Source organism: Larkinella fluvii, assembly GCF_051857545.1.
In the GTDB taxonomy this organism is placed as follows: domain Bacteria; phylum Bacteroidota; class Bacteroidia; order Cytophagales; family Spirosomataceae; genus Larkinella.
Genome location: NZ_JBPZHB010000003.1, coordinates 473,796 through 490,069, shown reverse-complemented (window position 1 = coordinate 490,069; position 16,274 = coordinate 473,796). Strand labels below are relative to the sequence as shown.

Below are 16,274 nucleotides of genomic sequence, written 5' to 3'. Positions count from 1 at the left end.
GGAGCAGTCGGCAGGTCATTCTTCAAGCCGTTTTTTGCTGCTATGACAACCTCAATGTCTGATCATTCAGGAATCGAAAAAGATCGAATCGTGACGGCTGAGGTATTGAAGAAACCCAGCCCGCCACCCTGGATGTTGGTTGGGGGGGAGGCCGGAGTGGGGCTATACACACCGCCATCGTTTGAAAAACTATTGATTAAAGCTTCATAATATGCAAACGCTTCTTTATTCAGCGAATAGAGCTTGGCCTGATAATCGCCTGGCCTCAGAGAAGGAATAAAATAGGTAGAGGGAGTGGGTCCTAAATTGACATTGAGTCCCACGGAATCGGGTTTAACATATTGGTCGTCGACTACCGAGAAGTTCCACACGCGTCCGTCTAAACCGCAGTTGATTCCTACTTGATAACTTTTGTAGTAAGGATAGTCTTGATCAAAACAGACTTTGGTTAAGTAATAATTCTTGACTGATGGCACATCCTGAAAGTAATAAATGGGCTGATAACCCGAAAATTTGCCGTTTTCAACATAGCGAACCTGAACCGAATCAATTGGGGGAACTAGTGGCATATACGAAGTAGCCCGGTACATTTGAGAGCCAACCTGGACGGTTAACAAATAGGTCCGCCCCGGTATCCCTTTTATTGTTCGGGGTAGATAATAGCCCGTGAAGCGCTCATCGCCCGAGCCATACTCCTGCTTCAAGGTATCAACTTGTCCCTGATCATCGGAAATCACTACCAGGGCATCTCCAAGAGGCACGGCCTGGTCTTTGTCCCATATGAGTCCGGTTTTAGCGGGGTCGCTCAGCGTGACCCGAACATAATTGCCACCGGGCTCATTGGAAAGCTGGCCTTCGATGACGACTTTACCCGAAGAGGATTCCAGCTCAATATCGACTACGTGCATACAGCCTTCGCCCAGCAGGAAGACCAAAAAGTAAATCAGGGCTTTTTTCATAACGAAAGCGTATAGGTAATGGAAGGAACGATCCCAAAAACTGACAAGGCGACGACCTGACTCCGGGTTAGATCATAAAAGTCAGGTTGCTGAACAATGGTAAAGGCATTGTTTCGGCCGTACACGTTGTAGATGCCAACGATCCAATTGCGTTCATGTCTGTTTTTTCTTTTGCGAAACGTTAGCGATAGATCCAGACGATGATACGGTTTTAAGCGCACGCCATTGCGGTCGCTGTAATAGTTAAATACCACGCCCTGATAGATAAAAGTACCTATCGGAACCGTAATCGGCGCGCCACTATTAAAACTAAAATTCGACGATAAAAAAAGCTTATCTTTTTTCAGGATCATATTGCCCGTCAAGGCCAAATTGTGTCTACGATCATCGCGCGTAGGGTACCACAACCCTTGGTTAATGCCCTCAATTTTACGTCTGGAATGGGCCCACGTATAACTCACCCACCCCGTTAGTCTCCCTTTGTTTCGCTCCAGCCGGGTTTCGACCCCGTAAGCCGACCCTTTTCCGGATCGTATCTGGGTCTCGATGGTCTGGTTCAGAAATAAATTGGCATTGTCAATAAAGTCGATGACGCTGCTCATGGCTTTACCATACCCTTCGACCGTTAGCGTATAACGATCGTTGGACACTGTTTTATAGTACCCGAGTGAAATTTGATGAGATTTTTGCGGCTTGATGATCGGATTCGAAGGCATCCAGATATCCGTTGGCAGGCCCGCCGATGAGTTCGTGAGTAAATGAAAAAACTGGGCGGTGTTGGAGTAAGCGAACTTAACCGATTGGTTATTCGCCATCAGCAGGGTAGCGCTCAACCGCGGCTCCAGGGTAGCGAAGGATTTTATGGGCGTTTTCGCGTCATACAACAGCGTGTCTATGATGTTGTAGCCAGCATCCAGGACAGGTAGCCTGGTCGGCCCCAAAAGACTAAACACATTCGCCCGTAAACCGAGGTACACTTTTACTTTTTCATTTACATCGATCTGATTGCCCGTATAAACCGCCGTGAGAACCGAATGCTTATCACTCATTTTAAAAGGCAATACACTGGAATTGGCGGTTATGGGACTAACGCTGCCCGGAGAAATGCTGTTTTTAGCGACTTGCAGCCCAAAGTCGGAATGCCACCCGGGCGAAACCGCGTACTGAAAATCAGCTTTTACGCTCATTTCAGACTGCCGGGCCATCCAGTCAAAGTTTCGCCGATCATTGACGAGAATATAGTTATAATTATAGTTGCCATAAGTAGCCCTGATCGTCGAAAACAAGCGGTTGGTATAAGTGTGATTCCAACGAAAAGCCCCCGTCGTGTTTCCCCACTTTAGCAATGTGGAACTGCTCAGCAAGTAGTAATTAAACTTGTCGTGGCCATTATAAGCCGAAAAAAAGAATCGGTCTTTTCCGCTGCGATCCTTGAAGTTGATCTTGGCATTGAGGTCGTAGAAGCTAATGACGTTGTTATTCTGAAAATTTCGTAAGCTAAAAACATAGTTGGATAGCACCGAACCCAGGGCATTCAAGGTATGACCGGCATAACTATAGCGGCCGGAAACGATAAAGGACGTGTTTTTGGAGAGCGGCCCTTCCAGGGTCAGCCGGCTGGCCAGTAAGCCCACACCGACATCCGTCTTTCGTTGTTTGGAGTTGCCTTCGCGCATACTGATGTCAACCACGGAAGACAGCCGGTTCCCGTATTGACTGGGAATAAGCCCTTTATAGAGCGAAATATCTTTAAGGGCATCAATGTTAAAGATCGAAAAGAAACCCAGAGCATGGCCCGGATTATAGACGGGGGCTCCATCGAGCAAGACCAGGGTTTGATCGTAGCTCCCGCCCCGCACTGACAAGTTAGATGTACCCTCAACAGGAGCGCTTACGCCGGGTAAGTATTGGAGTGCTTTCAGCACATCGGCCTCCCCCCCCAAAGCGGGCTGATTCTTGATCTGAGCCACATTCAACGTTACTCGACCCGGTATCACGTCCTGAACGGTGGTGATCCCACTGACATTGACTGCATCCAGTTCTCTGATCAAGGGTGCCAGGGCAATTTGAAGGGACGTGTCTTTGCGAACGTGGATGGATAGACGCTGGGGCGCATAGCCCATGTAGGTGATTCTCAGATCGTGTGAACCAGGGGTAAGTCGAAGTGTAAAACTCCCATACCGATTAGTAGGAATTATAGTACGCCCATCATCTACCGAAACGTGGGCGCTGGGTAGCGCTTCAGTGGATAGGCGATCAGTAACTTCTCCTTTCAGGGTAACGAACTGAGCATTCGCATCGATAAGAGTGTACCCGTAGAGCAGCGAACAAAAAACTAGAGTAACTACCGTTTTAGTCTTTGAACGTATAAAATCCACCATACGTTAAGTCAATTTTATTCTTGTTTTGACGAAACAGCCGCTTATCGCTCCTAAAACTTATAACCGACACTGAGACCACACCTGGAAACAATTTCACCACTCTCATAGGGCTGGATCGAACCTCCCACCCCGGCCAGCCACCTTTTAGACAGATTGAACTCCCCTTCTAAAGCCATAGTATAACCCAGCGTCCAATAGTTGGGCGAATAGCGATCGCCTGGATAAGAAAACCGGCTATCGGTCAAGAAGCGCAGCGATGGCCCAATGCCTAACCGAACTTTACTTTGGTTAAATTGCATGGGCGAGAAAAACAGGGTCACATCGGTGGACAAGGTCCCTTTTGCGCCCCCGGATGGCCGCGTCCCGTAACCAGCATGCAGGGAGGGAGCCAGTGTGAAGTGAGAACTCAGTCGGTAATTGTATTCATTATAGATTTCTGTTCCCCGCAGGTCACCGGAGCCAAAAAATATCGTGTTTAAGCCAACTTTAAACGATGCCTTAACCGGATTTTGAGCCGTGACCGACATAAGGCTACTTAAAAGTACAAACAGTGTGATGATGCCTTTCATGAGCTTCTCGGATGATAGATCAGAAAGGTATCTTTTTATCACGAAAAGAAGATTAAATTAACATATTTTAAACCTTTTCGGTCACTTCTCACGATCTTTAAAAAGACTTTTTTCAATGGAACGATCCTCAATCCGTTCTTTTAACCGGTATGACAACCTCACTTTAATCGTCTCGTAAGGAATCTATCGAGTTGTCTGCGTCGTATCAGGACGCTTTTCAAGGTAGTAGCTTTCGCCCTTATCAACACGCCCTTCCCTCTCAGTCCGGCTGAAAACGGCGGTCGCGGATGTATTCGTCATCGGTCAGCGTTCGCAGGAACGCCAGCAGATCCGCCTTGTCGGTGGTGGTCAGGGCAATACCGGGTTTGCCGGTTTTCTTCAGCAACGGATCAAGTTGGGGCGTGTCCTGAACGTCGTTGATGTAGTGTTCCAGCACCTGGTCCAGTGTCTGAAAACGACCATCGTGCATGTAGGGCGAAGTTCGCTCGACATTCCGCAGGCTCGGCACCCGGAATTTGTTATAGTCATCCAGGTTTAGCGTGATCTGATACCGGCCCAAGTCGAAGTCCTTGCTGTTGGCGAGTTGCATCCGCAAACCGTTATTCCGGTAGCTCTGGTCGGTGAACAATTCGCCGGTATGGCAACCCGAACAATTCGCTTTGAACAACGTCAATCCGCGCAACTCCGATTCGGTCAATGAAGCGCCGGTTTCTTTCCGCGAATACTTGTCGTATTTGGAGTTGGCCGAAACCATCGTTAGCATAAACTGCGACAGGGCTTTCAAAAATCGCTCCGTCGTTACTTCCTCCGTTCCGAAAGCCGCTTTGAACAAAGCCGGATACTGCCCGCTGGCCCGGATTTTCTTCAGCACATTAGCCAGCGAATCGCCCATTTCGACCGGGTTCTGAATAGGCGCAATGGGCAGCAAATCCAGATCGACAATCCCGCCATCCCAGAAAAAAGCCCGCGTCCAGGCCACATTCTGAATACCGGGAACGTTGCGGGTTCCGATTTTATCGCCGATGCCGTGGCTTAAGGCGTGGTCATTATGCGCAAAACCCGAAAAAGACTGGTGGCAAAACGCGCAGGTGATGGCCCCGTCGCGCGACAGAATTCCGTCATAGAACAAGGTTTTTCCCAGGGCGACACCTTCAACCGTCAGCGGATTTTTGGTAAAATCGTAGTGCGGATCATCAAAATTGGCCGGTTTTTTCCAGTTGTACGGCGTCGCCTTGAACTCGACGGGTTTGGGTTCCGGCTCAACCGGGCCATCCTTCCCCGAGTCGTTCTGACAGCCGACTGCGAAACCGTAAAAAACGATTGCCGCCAGGATTGCAACATGTTGCCAACGCGTCATTTCTATCTACTTCAGCTTTACTTGCTAATCTGAATACAAATTTACTACAATAAAACGTACGGAAGAATGTAAACGTATGGCGGGCAATGATTAACCCGCCATCCATTTACGATTGAAAACCGGCAGTCCTAATCGGCTTTTATGGTCGCAATCTGAAACATCCGGGCGTAGTTGTCGGCCACACCGGACGACAGCGAAGACACCATAATATCCGCATAGGCGGCAATACTCAGTTTCATCGGCCCATCGAACACCTTGAGAACATCCGCCTGAATCGTTACCTGTGGAACGACTCCGTTCTCGGTTACCCGGACGGCCTTTGCTCCAAAGGGTAAAGTGATTGTCCTTAAATTATTGATGGTTTTAGTCCGGTAACCGCCGAAAAGACCAATGTGATACAGGAAGACCTTACCACTGGCCGTTGCAGGAGCCTGTGGCGAAGTCCCTTCCATTTTAAAATGAATGTACCCGGAATTCCAGTCCCAGTACATGCCGCCGGTCATGCCACCGGACGGGTCCAGAACCCCCGTTCGTTTGCTGACGTCCATCGTGTTGCGCAGGCTATCCACGCCAATCAGGTACGAAACTTCCGTATAATTGCCGACTGGAATATTTTTCAGCATAATGCGCTGCGAAGCCGGTTCGGCCTCTTTCACCAGGAAATAACTGCTGTCCTGCGGAACCACATACGCCGACCCATCAGACCGTTTCAGCCGGATGTTGGTGACGTAATAATTCAGGGTTGTTACCTTGAACGCTTCGCCACTGGCGTTGGTATAATTTCCGGTATGAAGCTGTAAATCGGCGGCTCCCACAACATGATCGAACACGAGTTCGAGCGATCCCGTCGGTCCTGGCTGAGGGTCCGGGTTGTCGTGACGGCATGACCAGAAAATGCCGGTAAACAGACCTAGCCATCCAACGGCTGTCAGGGTGATTTTTCGGATTTTTCTCATTCTTTCAGGTAGTTTTCGGCATCGGCGAGACTCTGGCGCATCAGGCGGCTCAGGGAGTTCACTTTCCCCTGCTGGATTTTCAGGTAGTTGAGCGCCTTTTCCTGATCCAGTTGTTTGAGCGTATCGCCCTTGTACTGATGCATCCAGTCCATCATTACCTCATCAGCCTGTTTAAGCTGCCGGAGAACCTGCAGCCCTTTTTCCCTGGATGGCGTATCGCTCTTCTCTGCTTTAACGGATACTTCTTCCTGCATACGCATCAAGTCATTCATTTGGAGCATCAGGCTGTCGTGTACGGCCAGAACCTGTTTCTCCAGCTCCGCAACGGGGCCTGTCGTCTGTCCAGAATCCGAAACCATATGGTGATGATGGTCGTCGGGTTGCTTTTTGGATTGACAGGATCCGAGAAGCCCGAGCAGAAAACACAAAATCGAAAGTTTATTTTTACAAATCATTGATAATCAGATTTCAGATAATAGAACAATCATTAAAACGTCCGGGCCAGATGAATTCCAACCCGGCTGTGGGCCTGAACCAATCCTTCGGAAATCTTCTGGCGAAGGGGAATCTGGGCGTTCGCACCCATCATCCAATTCCCCCGGTAGAAGTCCAGCCCAACGGTTCCGGCCAACATATACCCGCCCGTTTCCGCTACGATGCCAGCGTAATCCCGGTCTTTGTGCGCCAGCTCACCGTAGAAGCCCGCGCTCGGCATCATCGCGACATCCAGCTTTTCCCATTGCTGCACATAAAAACCGGTGATGGAGCTATTCAGCCGATTGCCAAACCGGTAGTCGTTGGCATTCGTGCCGGTCAATCGGCCCGTTGCATCCGCATTCATCCCCCATTTGTCGATGCGCAGCGTATAAATGGCGTTGAAAACCACATCGTAAGCCCCGGTTCCCGCCTGAAAATTCGGATTAGCCACCTGCGCGCCATCGTACTGGTTGTAGCGGTATTCGCCCGTCGCGAGCTTGGTTCCGCCCCCCACCAGCAGCGTTTGTTTCACCACCCGACCACTGTCACTCATCCGGGTTTTATCAAGCAGTTTGTAATTGACCAAAACCGTCGCGTCGCCAACTCCCTGGTGCCGCCGAACGTCCGGTCCCTGGGTCTGTTTGTTAATTTGGTAAGGTAACATCGCCAGCACCTGAATCCGGGGGTGCGGATAAAACCGCCCCCAGAGGTCGATGGCCCGGAATTCCTCCCGCGAATCGTAGATCGTTCCGGCGTGGTGAAGCGTCAGCCGGGTGTCGTAGCTTTGGGTGCGGTAGCGCAGACCCACGAAGTGCTTTTGAAACTGGGGCAATACGCCCAGATAAAAGCTGGAGCCGGAACACCCGCACACTTCACAGGCCGAAGTCAGCACCGGACTAAGCAGAAAAACCAGTAAAAAAAGCTTTTTCATAAAGTGGATTATTAGAATACATTGACTAATCATCACAAGACTTTCGTTATTGTCCCTAATCCCCTGAAGGGGACTTTTAGCATCCGGAGTAGCGCGCGTCTAAGTCCCCTTCAGGGGATTAGGGGCAATAACGAAAGGCCTATAATCAATTCGGAATAAACTGTCGGTCGGTAATAAATTGCTGGTCGGTAAGTGTTTTGAGAAACGCAATGATCTGCTTCTTCTCGGGTTCGCTCAGGGCAATACCCAAAACGCCACCGGTTTTCAGGCGTGAATCGAGCGTTGGGCTGTCTTTCACCCCCTGGCTGTAGTGATCCAGCACCTGCTCCAGCGACCAGAACCGTCCGTCGTGCATGTATGGCAGTGAGCGTTCGATGTTGCGCAAACTGGGCACCAGAAACTTCAGCCGATCGGTTTCTTTTTTGGTCACTTCAAACCGCCCCTGATCGTTGATTTCACTGACCGGCAAACCGTTGTTGTGATACCCCTGATCCGTGAACAACTCGCCCTGGTGGCAACCCGAACACTGCTGTTTGAACAGGGAAAGCCCCGCCAGTTCATCTGCCGACAAATCCCCGCCCGGTTCTTTCCGGACGTATTTGTCATACCGGGAATTGGCCGAAACCATCGTTAGCATAAACTGCGACAAGGCTTTGAGAAAGTTCTCCTGCGTAATCTGCTCGGTTCCGAACGCTTCTTTAAAACGCGCCGGATAGCTTGAACTCCGGCGCACCTTGTCCAGTACATTGCCCAGATGCTCGCCCATTTCCAGCGGATTCTGAATCGGGCTGATGGCCAATGTATCCAGATCCGTGATGCTGCCATCCCAGAAAAAAGCCGTGCTCCAGGCCACATTTTGCAGATTCCGCACGTTGCGGGTGCCAATTTTATCGTCGATGCCGTGGCTGAGCGAATGGTCGGCATGGGCAAAAGCCGAATACTGCTGGTGGCAAAACCCGCAGGCAATCCGGCCATCGCGCGAGAGCGCGCCATCGAAGAACAGCATCTTCCCCAATGCCACGCCTTTTCGGGTCATCGGATTTTTCGAGAAATCGTAAACCGGTTCCGGAAAATTCGCCGGTTTTTTCCAGTCATACGGGGTCGGGTCATACACGCCGGTGGCTTCCGGACCGGGATCTTTGCCCGATTGGCAGGCCATCACGATTCCCAAAAAGAGTATACTGCTGAGTAGTCCAAAAAATCGGTTTTCTATCATTTTGCGAAAGCGAATCCGCTGCGTTTCCGTTAGGGCCGGTAAGCCCGGTTGGTGACAAATTGCGGGTCTGTCAACGTGTTCAGAAACGCCAGGAGCGCTTTTTTATCAGTGGTTGCCAACCTGAAACCGCCCGCCGGTAATCGGGCATCGAGGGTTGGCGATGTTTTAATTCGGTCTGAATAGTGGTCCAGCACGTCCTCCAGCGTATCCATGCGCCCGTCGTGCATATACGGAGCCGTCAGGGCCACATTGCGCAACGTGGGGGTGCGGTATTTTCCCCGGTCAGCCCAATCAAACGTCACCCGTTCCCGGCCCAGTCCTTCGCCGTCGCCCTCGTCCGAAAAAACAATATCCAAACCGTTGTTATGGTATTGATGATCCGTAAACAAGTCCGTTGCATGACAGCCCGCGCAGTGTTGCTGATACAGTTGATGCCCCCGTTGTTCCTCGTCGCGGAGAACACCGCCCTCCTTGCGAACCCATTGATCATACCGGGAATCGGCCGAAACCAGCGTCCGCTGAAACTGCGCCAGGGCCTTCGCAATCGTTGCGTAATGGATGGCTTCGCCGGGGAAAGCCTGCTCGAACTGCGCTTTGTAGACCGGGACGGTTTTCAGGTAATTGGCTAAAACGACCAGATCGTGGCCCATTTCGTCGCGGTTCGTCAGCGGCCCCAACACCTGGGATTCCAGATTTTTAGAACCGCCATCCCAAAACAGGCCATTGGTTGCCCAGGCCAGATTCATCAAAACCGGGCTGTGCCTCAGCAAAGGCCGACCCGATACGCCCAGCGCCGAAACCCGAACACCGTCGGAAAAAGCTTTGGCAGGATCGTGGCAAGAGGCACAGGACACTTTTCCGTTGGAGGAAAGCTGCGGATCGTAGAACAGTTGCCGACCCAGTTTCACCCCCGCCGTCGTCGCTGGATTATCCGACGACGACGGCAAGGGGGGAAAATTGGCGGGTTCGCGCACCAGCAGTGGCGTCTCGGGTGTCGGCGCAGGAACGTCCGGCGGAGAACAGGCGACCATTCCCAGCGTTATCAATCCCGCAAAAATTCCCCGTCGATTCATTACTGACTAATGCGGGCGGTTTTGGCGTTTACGAACGAAACCGGGTAGTTTCCGGCGAGTTTGCTCATCATACTAGCCGTTCCGGCATTGATGTGGTACGTTTTGTCGGTCGTGTTCAGTTTGGCATCCCGGGCAATCACAATCCCGTCCAGAACCTTGGCAACATCAGCCTGCAACGTCATCTGCCCTTTCATCGAACCGTCGACCACCAGGGGTGTGGCAAACGTCTGCGAGATGGTTTTGTAATTGACGTTCGTACCGGTTTCCAGCAGAAAAGGGCTGGCGGCTCCGGCCACGTCAACGGTTCCGCCCAGTTTGGTGAAAATATAACTGGTGTGCCACATCCAGCTCACATTCGTCATATTTTGCAGGATATTCAGTTCCCCGGCGGCCAGGGTCAGGTTGTCGTTGTATTTGGGATCGACGCCGATGCCAAACTTGACACTGGTATATTCTCCCGCCGGAACACCCGTCAGGTTCACCACCTCGCGTTTACCGGCTGTCAGGGTAAACGTGCCATACTGAATGGCTTCATCCTTCCCCAGATACTGCATGAGGTAATAGGAATTCGGCACTTCATACACGGAACCGTCTTTTTGGGTCAGTTCCACTTTGCTAACCCAAAACCGGAGCTGATCGAAGGTTACTTTTTCGTTTCCGGCCGTAGTGTAGGCCTTGCCCAATTCAAACGCAGCGGTGCCATACAGGGCTTCGATTTTCAAATCGACAGCACCGGATCCAGCCGGTTCCGGGGTCGTGGTGGACGAATCATTGGTGCAGGCCATAAAAAGAAGCGCCACACTGACTATCAGAGATAAAGAACGGAAGTTCATACGAAATTCGAATAAGGATTAAAAAGTGCTGATTTGGAGTAAACGAAAGGAATTGAAGCAAAACCGGCGGGTCATCATCTTCCCGGCAACGGAAAAACGTTGTCAGACGATCAGACAGACTCTTCCTGAGTAATCGCAAGAAAAACGATTACCCGATTTTTGGAAATAGACCGGTTTGCTTCGGAGTGTTACAGACGGGGCGGCTGTAGTAAATCAGCGAGGGGAGCCGAATAGGCTGGTAATTGATAACTAAACGTAGCTTTTGTGGGCAAAACCGTCAACTCCGGCAGGAAATCGAACCGGAGAAAAGGGGGCGTATATAACTGAAGGACAGGTATATTCTGCACCCGTTCGGTGGTCTGTTGATCCTGTTTTTCCTGTTGTGCCTTCAACCGCCGGGCCAGATAGCATTGTCCGTCGCAATGAAGCTCCGGCCGATCGCGGTTTTCGCACAGCACCCGGGCAATGTACTCCTTGTTGAGCTGGAAATACGCAATCGTTCCCCACTGACTGAATGTCGGCAGCAGAACGGCGCATAACCAGCTATACAAAAGGAGATTTCGGATCATACTTGTACCAAATACTTAATCAACCTGAACCGTACCGATGCTGAACATCGTGGCGTAATTGTTAGCAACGTTTTTCGAAGAATCCGATACCATAATCGTCGGTAAAGCCGCAATGCTGAGCGGTTTGACGCCGTCGAACACCTTCAGTACATCCGCCTTCACCTGAATACCGGTTTTTCCGTTCACAATGACGTGGGCGGGCTGCGTACCCAAGGCCAACTGAATGGTTTTCAGATTGTTGATGGTTTTGGTTTGGTACCCGCCAAACAAACCGATGTGGTAGACGAAATTCCGTTTTCCCGTCGCATCGACCGGTGCTTTGGTTGAGGTTCCTTCCAGTTTCAGGAAAATATAGCCCGAATTCCAGTCCCAATACATCCCGGCAGCCGCACCACCGGGGTCGAGTGCGCCGGTTCGTTTTCCAATATCCATCATATTCCGCTCCCTGTCTACACCCACCATAAAGTTGATGCTCGTGTAATCGCCCACCGGAACGTTGCGGAGTAGAACCGTCCGGGAAGCCGGGTTGCTCTGCGACGTCAGAAAATAACTGCTGTCCTGCGGAACGGCGTATTCCGACCCATCGGCTTTTTTCAGCTTGATGTTGCTGATGAAATATGTAAACCGGGAGACGGTAAACGGTTCTCCGCTGCCGTTGGTGTAGGTCGTTGAATCCAGTTTCAATTCCTGCGCACCGACTACGTTATCAAATCTCAGTTGAACCGTTCCGTATTCCGGTTCCAGGGGGTCATTGTGGCAGGCAACCAGAACGGTTAAAAAGAGAAATAAACTCATACCGGAAGCGAGAAAGGTGTTTTTCATACTGAACGTTGCATTACATTGATTCAATCCATCTACTTACGATAACGCTGTTTTGCTGGTCTTTCTTCTGCTCATAGGCGACTAAAAGACCTTTTTTTGTGGCCAGAACCACCGGAAAAGCCGCATTGACATCGGTTGGCGTAAGGTAGGTGATGGGGGAAGCCGTGCCGCCGGACACCTTCCGCATCCCGATTCGGGAGATAAACCGACTTTCGCCAGCCGCATTTTTCACCTCCATCGACTCGTCCCAAACCCAGATCAGTTGCCCGTTGAGCGACGCGATCTGCGGATGTTTCGTTCGCACGGAGACGATCCCCGAAACCAGTTGCGTTGCTCCCAGCCGGGCCAGCTTGATACCGGGTGTTTTTTCTCCCCCCGAAAACCAGGTCACGAACAGCTCATTGCCAACCTGTGCCACATCAGGGCCGGTATGCGGACAGGCGTTCACTTTCCACTGGTCATCATACACCACTTTCGGGCTGGTAAATGTGCGGCCGCCATCGGTCGAAACCGCGTGGCTAATGTCGCGGGCACCGTTGTCCAGCAAATCCCGATACGCAATGTGAATCTGGTTTTTCGTGTCAACAAACACGTTGGTTCGGCAGCACTGGCAGGCATTGTCATCTACCAGCACCTCTTTCCCAAAACCGCCACCCGGCACCGTTTGGGCGAATTTTACGGTTCGGCCTTCCTTGTTGGCGGTTTTTTCGTCGAGCCACGCAATTCCTATTTCGCCGTTGGGCAGCCGGTTCAGGTTGCTGAACGAGTGACCTTTTCCCGGCGTGGTGTCGCGGTGAACGGCTTTGGGTTCGGTCCAGGTTTGGCCGCCGTCGGTCGAGGTAACATACAGCACATCACCGGCACGCGGGGCCTCCGCCGTGGGCCGGGACACCTCGAAGGTCGCCAGCACGGTTCCGTCTTTTTTAAACGCCACTTTCGGCATTCCTTCGGCGTGGGTCGAAAAAACCGTCGGCGACTTAATCCGGATTTTTTCACCGAACGTCCGCCCGCCGTCTTCCGAGACAGCATAGTAAAAAGCGACTTTTTCGCCTTCTTTTTCCGTCCAGCTCAACACCGGGTGATTTCGGTGATCGGTGGTCAATCGGGGCGTCGCTCCCACAAACTGGGGATTCGAAAGCCGGATTTCTTTGGCGGGTCGCTCGGCAAATCCAAACATTAGAATTGCGGCAATCAGGATGCTGTTTTTCATGGTCAATACGGTATGCAGTTTAGGTCACTTTGAAAAATTATACTGAATCCCGCCCACCAGCGTCCGGGGTGCTGCGGGCGTATAGGTGGTTCGGTCGGTCGCATTGTTGCCACGCGTGGCCGAGGTCGCATAGAGTTCGTCGGTGGCATTCATCAGATTGGCAAATACCTCAAACCGCCGGAAGGCATACCCCGCCCGCAGGTTGATGACGCTGACACCCCGCCCGCCGAACGCGCCCCGGTCGTCGTACGAAACCGTGTTGATCTGATTCTGATACCAGGAACTGATGCGTTGCCATTCCGCCGACATCCGCAACCCTTTGGCCCAACGCGGTTTATACGTCAGTTCGGTATTGGCCACCCAGCGCGGGGCCTGCGGCATATCGAAGCCGTTCACGTTTTTTACGGCATCGGAAGCCCTCGTACTCAACGCAAAATCGACAAACCGGTGAACGGCATTGGTCCCGCCAAACCGGAAAAACCACTCGCCCGACGGACGGTAGGTGAGGCTGTATTCGATGCCCCGGTGCAGCGTTTTCCCCGCCGACTGGTAATCGGTGCTGTTGTCGGGCTGGCGAATGTTGAGCAGTTCGTTGCGCCCTTCCATCTGGTAAACCGCCACATCGATGTACATTTTCCGGTTGAGCAGCGACGCCCAGCCACCGACTTCGTAGTTGTTGAAATACGCCGGTTGAAGGTTGTAATAAAAGGGCGATTCACCCGGTTGGGCGTTGACGCGTTTGGTAAAAATCGACGTCAGACCGGGCGGTGAAAAGCCTTTGCTGTAGTTGGCATACAAACCCTGGTCGCGGCCCAGATCGTAGGTCAGGCCCACTTTGGGCGTAAACTGGCGGTAGGCTTTTCGCCCGGTACTCTGATCCAGGTAATTGTCATAATCGAACGCCATCTGGTCGAACCGTCCGCCGAGTAAAATCCGCAGCGCCGACCAGGGATTCAGGTCGAGTTGGGCGTAAACGGCCGAGTTGTGAATGTCGGCTGCGTAGTCGGCCAGCAGCAAGTCGGGCCGTTCTTTCACCAGTTTATACTGTTCCACCGATTTTTTGTCGGGTCGTAGCTGCGCTTCCAGTTCAATCTGGTAGGCGTTATAGGTCGTTGGCGACGCATCGTAGGTCAGCCCGGCCATCACCCGTCCGTTCCAGAACGGCAGCTTCTGGCTGTGCTGGGCAATGAAGCCATAACTGCGAAAGGCATTGACGTTGATCTGGCCCGTGGCTTTGGTGGCACCACTCGTCCAGCGAATGCCGTAACTCGGGTTCTGGCCAATCGAATTGTCGCGGTAAAAAGCCGTCAGGTAACTATCGGAGCCGTTTTTCCACTGGTGATCGAGCGTCAACCGCGAGCGAATTGCCTTTACTTTCCGGTACGTAAAATCCGAGGTCGAGGTGTATTGCCGGTTGTAAAAAGCGATGCTGTCGACGCTGCCGCCGGTTTGCGAATTGTAGTCGTTGTACGAAAACGTGCCGGTCAGTTTGGTACGACCCGTAAACGCGTATTCGGCCCGGCCATTGAACGACACTTTGTCGTAGTCGGACCGGGATTGCCAGCTATTGTGCTGCCGGGCCACAAAACCGCCCGCGTAGACGCCCAGCTTTTTGGTGAGCATTCCGCCCCCGCCATACTGCACCCGGCCATAGCCCCACTGATCGCCCTGAATGCCAACCCGAAACGTCGGGACGGCGGTGGGTCGCTGCGTGATAAAATTGATGGCGCCCCCCACGGCTTCCGGTCCATAGAGCGACGAAGCCGGGCCTTTCACAATTTCTACCGAGCTGACGGTGAAGACGTTCATTTCAATCAGCGCATTGTGGTTGAAAACGCCCATCGGCCGGATCGGAACACCGTCTTCGAGGTAGAGAAAGTAGGCACTGGTGCCAAACGGTTGGCGAATGCCCATGCCGTGTTGCTCGTTGTTGTAATTGAGCATCACCACGCCCGGCGTTTTGTTGATGAGTTCGGCCAGCAAAGTCGGCTTGGTTTCGTCGATCAGCGTGGGCGAAAGCCGGGAAATGGCCACCGGCGCTTCGGTCCGTTTCTGGGCTTCGCGGTTGGCGGTCACAACAATGGTTTGTAGGTTTTCGACGGCGGGAGCCAGGGCAATGCGCAACGGTTTTTCGGAGGGCGTTACTTCCTGGGATTGAAAACCCACCGCCGAAATCAACAGTTTCAGGGTGGAGGAATTCAATGAAAACCGGCCGTCGGCATTCGTCAGCGTACCGGTTTTGCGATCTTCCGACGAGATAGCGACGCCCGCCAGGGGCTCTTTGGTTTGGGCATCGAAAATGGTTCCCTGAATAAGGGATTGGGCGTATAGCCCAAATGGCGCCAGGATCACGAAAACCGTGACCACGAGCCGGTATAAAAAAGTCATAAAGCGGGTTCGATTTGATGAAATGGACGAGCAAACCGCTGGGAACATCCCATTGGTTAAACCGGGAATCTATCAGGTTTTGGAAACCTGACAGATCTGACAACAAACCATCAAACCTGCGGTGGCTGAAACAACGAATACCGTGGGGAAGGATACGATCCCGGCAGATAAGCCGGCAAAACCGTTGTCTGAGCAATGACAACCGGTTGAAATAAAAACGGCAAATTCGACTGGTAGAACAACTGAAAATCAGGCGTTTTCTGCACTTGTTCCGTGGTCGCTTTATCCTGCTGCTCCTGTTGAGCGGTCAGTTTTTTGGCGAGGTAACATTGCCCGTCGCAATGCAGCTCCGGTTTGGCGCGATTTTCGCACAGGACTTTGGCAATATACGCCTTGTTGGCATGGTAATACGCAATGGTTCCCCACTGGCTGAACAGAGGCAGCAGAATCGCAATCAGCAGGATGTAAGCCAGTGCAGCGCGCATACGATTTTAAAATCCGCACAATAGTACAAAAAAATGTTGAATACCCTC

At 52.0% G+C, this 16,274-nt stretch carries 15 protein-coding genes; all 15 read right to left on the bottom strand.

Annotated features, from left to right (window positions below; translation table 11 throughout):
- Window positions 1-62: 62 nt before the first annotated feature.
- Window positions 63-959: a DUF4249 domain-containing protein gene (locus ACS5NO_RS09410; RefSeq protein WP_439414905.1), complete on the bottom strand. Its 897-nt coding sequence runs from the start codon at window positions 957-959 to the stop codon at window positions 63-65.
- Entirely contained in the window at window positions 956-3,340 is a 2,385-nt protein-coding gene (locus tag ACS5NO_RS09405; RefSeq protein WP_439414904.1) for a TonB-dependent receptor, read from the bottom strand. The genes ACS5NO_RS09410 and ACS5NO_RS09405 overlap by 4 nt, the downstream gene beginning before the upstream one ends.
- Before the next feature lie 50 nt (window positions 3,341-3,390).
- Entirely contained in the window at window positions 3,391-3,909 is a 519-nt protein-coding gene (locus tag ACS5NO_RS09400; RefSeq protein ID WP_439414903.1) for a hypothetical protein, read from the bottom strand.
- Window positions 3,910-4,168: 259 nt separating this feature from the next.
- Window positions 4,169-5,266 carry a cytochrome-c peroxidase gene (locus ACS5NO_RS09395; protein WP_439414902.1) on the bottom strand — a complete coding sequence of 366 codons (1,098 nt, stop codon included), beginning with the start codon at window positions 5,264-5,266 and terminating at the stop codon, window positions 4,169-4,171.
- Between the two features lie 128 nt (window positions 5,267-5,394).
- Window positions 5,395-6,222 carry an MbnP family protein gene (locus ACS5NO_RS09390; protein WP_439414901.1) on the bottom strand — a complete coding sequence of 276 codons (828 nt, stop codon included), beginning with the start codon at window positions 6,220-6,222 and terminating at the stop codon, window positions 5,395-5,397.
- A complete protein-coding gene (locus tag ACS5NO_RS09385; RefSeq protein WP_439414900.1) occupies window positions 6,219-6,581 on the bottom strand; it encodes a hypothetical protein in 363 nt (120 codons plus the stop codon). The genes ACS5NO_RS09390 and ACS5NO_RS09385 overlap by 4 nt, the downstream gene beginning before the upstream one ends.
- Before the next feature lie 128 nt (window positions 6,582-6,709).
- On the bottom strand, window positions 6,710-7,630 hold the full coding sequence (locus ACS5NO_RS09380) for a hypothetical protein (protein WP_439414899.1): 921 nt from the start codon (window positions 7,628-7,630) through the stop codon (window positions 6,710-6,712).
- Window positions 7,631-7,775: 145 nt separating this feature from the next.
- The gene (locus ACS5NO_RS09375; protein ID WP_439414898.1) at window positions 7,776-8,846 is read right to left on the bottom strand and encodes a cytochrome-c peroxidase; all 1,071 of its coding nucleotides are present in this window, start codon (window positions 8,844-8,846) and stop codon (window positions 7,776-7,778) included.
- Window positions 8,847-8,875: 29 nt separating this feature from the next.
- On the bottom strand, window positions 8,876-9,919 hold the full coding sequence (locus tag ACS5NO_RS09370; RefSeq protein WP_439414897.1) for a cytochrome-c peroxidase: 1,044 nt from the start codon (window positions 9,917-9,919) through the stop codon (window positions 8,876-8,878).
- Complete coding sequence (locus tag ACS5NO_RS09365) at window positions 9,919-10,752, bottom strand: MbnP family protein (protein ID WP_439414896.1); 834 nt, start codon at window positions 10,750-10,752, stop codon at window positions 9,919-9,921. Before ACS5NO_RS09365 ends, ACS5NO_RS09370 begins: the two co-directional genes overlap by 1 nt.
- 188 nt (window positions 10,753-10,940) lie before the next feature.
- The gene (locus ACS5NO_RS09360; RefSeq protein WP_439414895.1) at window positions 10,941-11,321 is read right to left on the bottom strand and encodes a hypothetical protein; all 381 of its coding nucleotides are present in this window, start codon (window positions 11,319-11,321) and stop codon (window positions 10,941-10,943) included.
- A gap of 15 nt (window positions 11,322-11,336) precedes the next feature.
- A complete protein-coding gene (locus tag ACS5NO_RS09355) occupies window positions 11,337-12,116 on the bottom strand; it encodes an MbnP family protein (RefSeq protein WP_439414894.1) in 780 nt (259 codons plus the stop codon).
- Between the two features lie 40 nt (window positions 12,117-12,156).
- On the bottom strand, window positions 12,157-13,353 hold the full coding sequence (locus tag ACS5NO_RS09350; RefSeq protein ID WP_439414893.1) for a sialidase family protein: 1,197 nt from the start codon (window positions 13,351-13,353) through the stop codon (window positions 12,157-12,159).
- 24 nt (window positions 13,354-13,377) lie between these two features.
- Window positions 13,378-15,741, bottom strand: coding sequence for a TonB-dependent receptor (locus tag ACS5NO_RS09345; protein WP_439414892.1), 2,364 nt, complete (start codon window positions 15,739-15,741; stop codon window positions 13,378-13,380).
- 110 nt (window positions 15,742-15,851) lie between these two features.
- Window positions 15,852-16,226 (bottom strand): hypothetical protein, encoded by a 375-nt coding sequence (locus ACS5NO_RS09340; RefSeq protein ID WP_150876463.1) that lies wholly within the window; start codon window positions 16,224-16,226, stop codon window positions 15,852-15,854.
- Window positions 16,227-16,274: the final 48 nt, after the last annotated feature.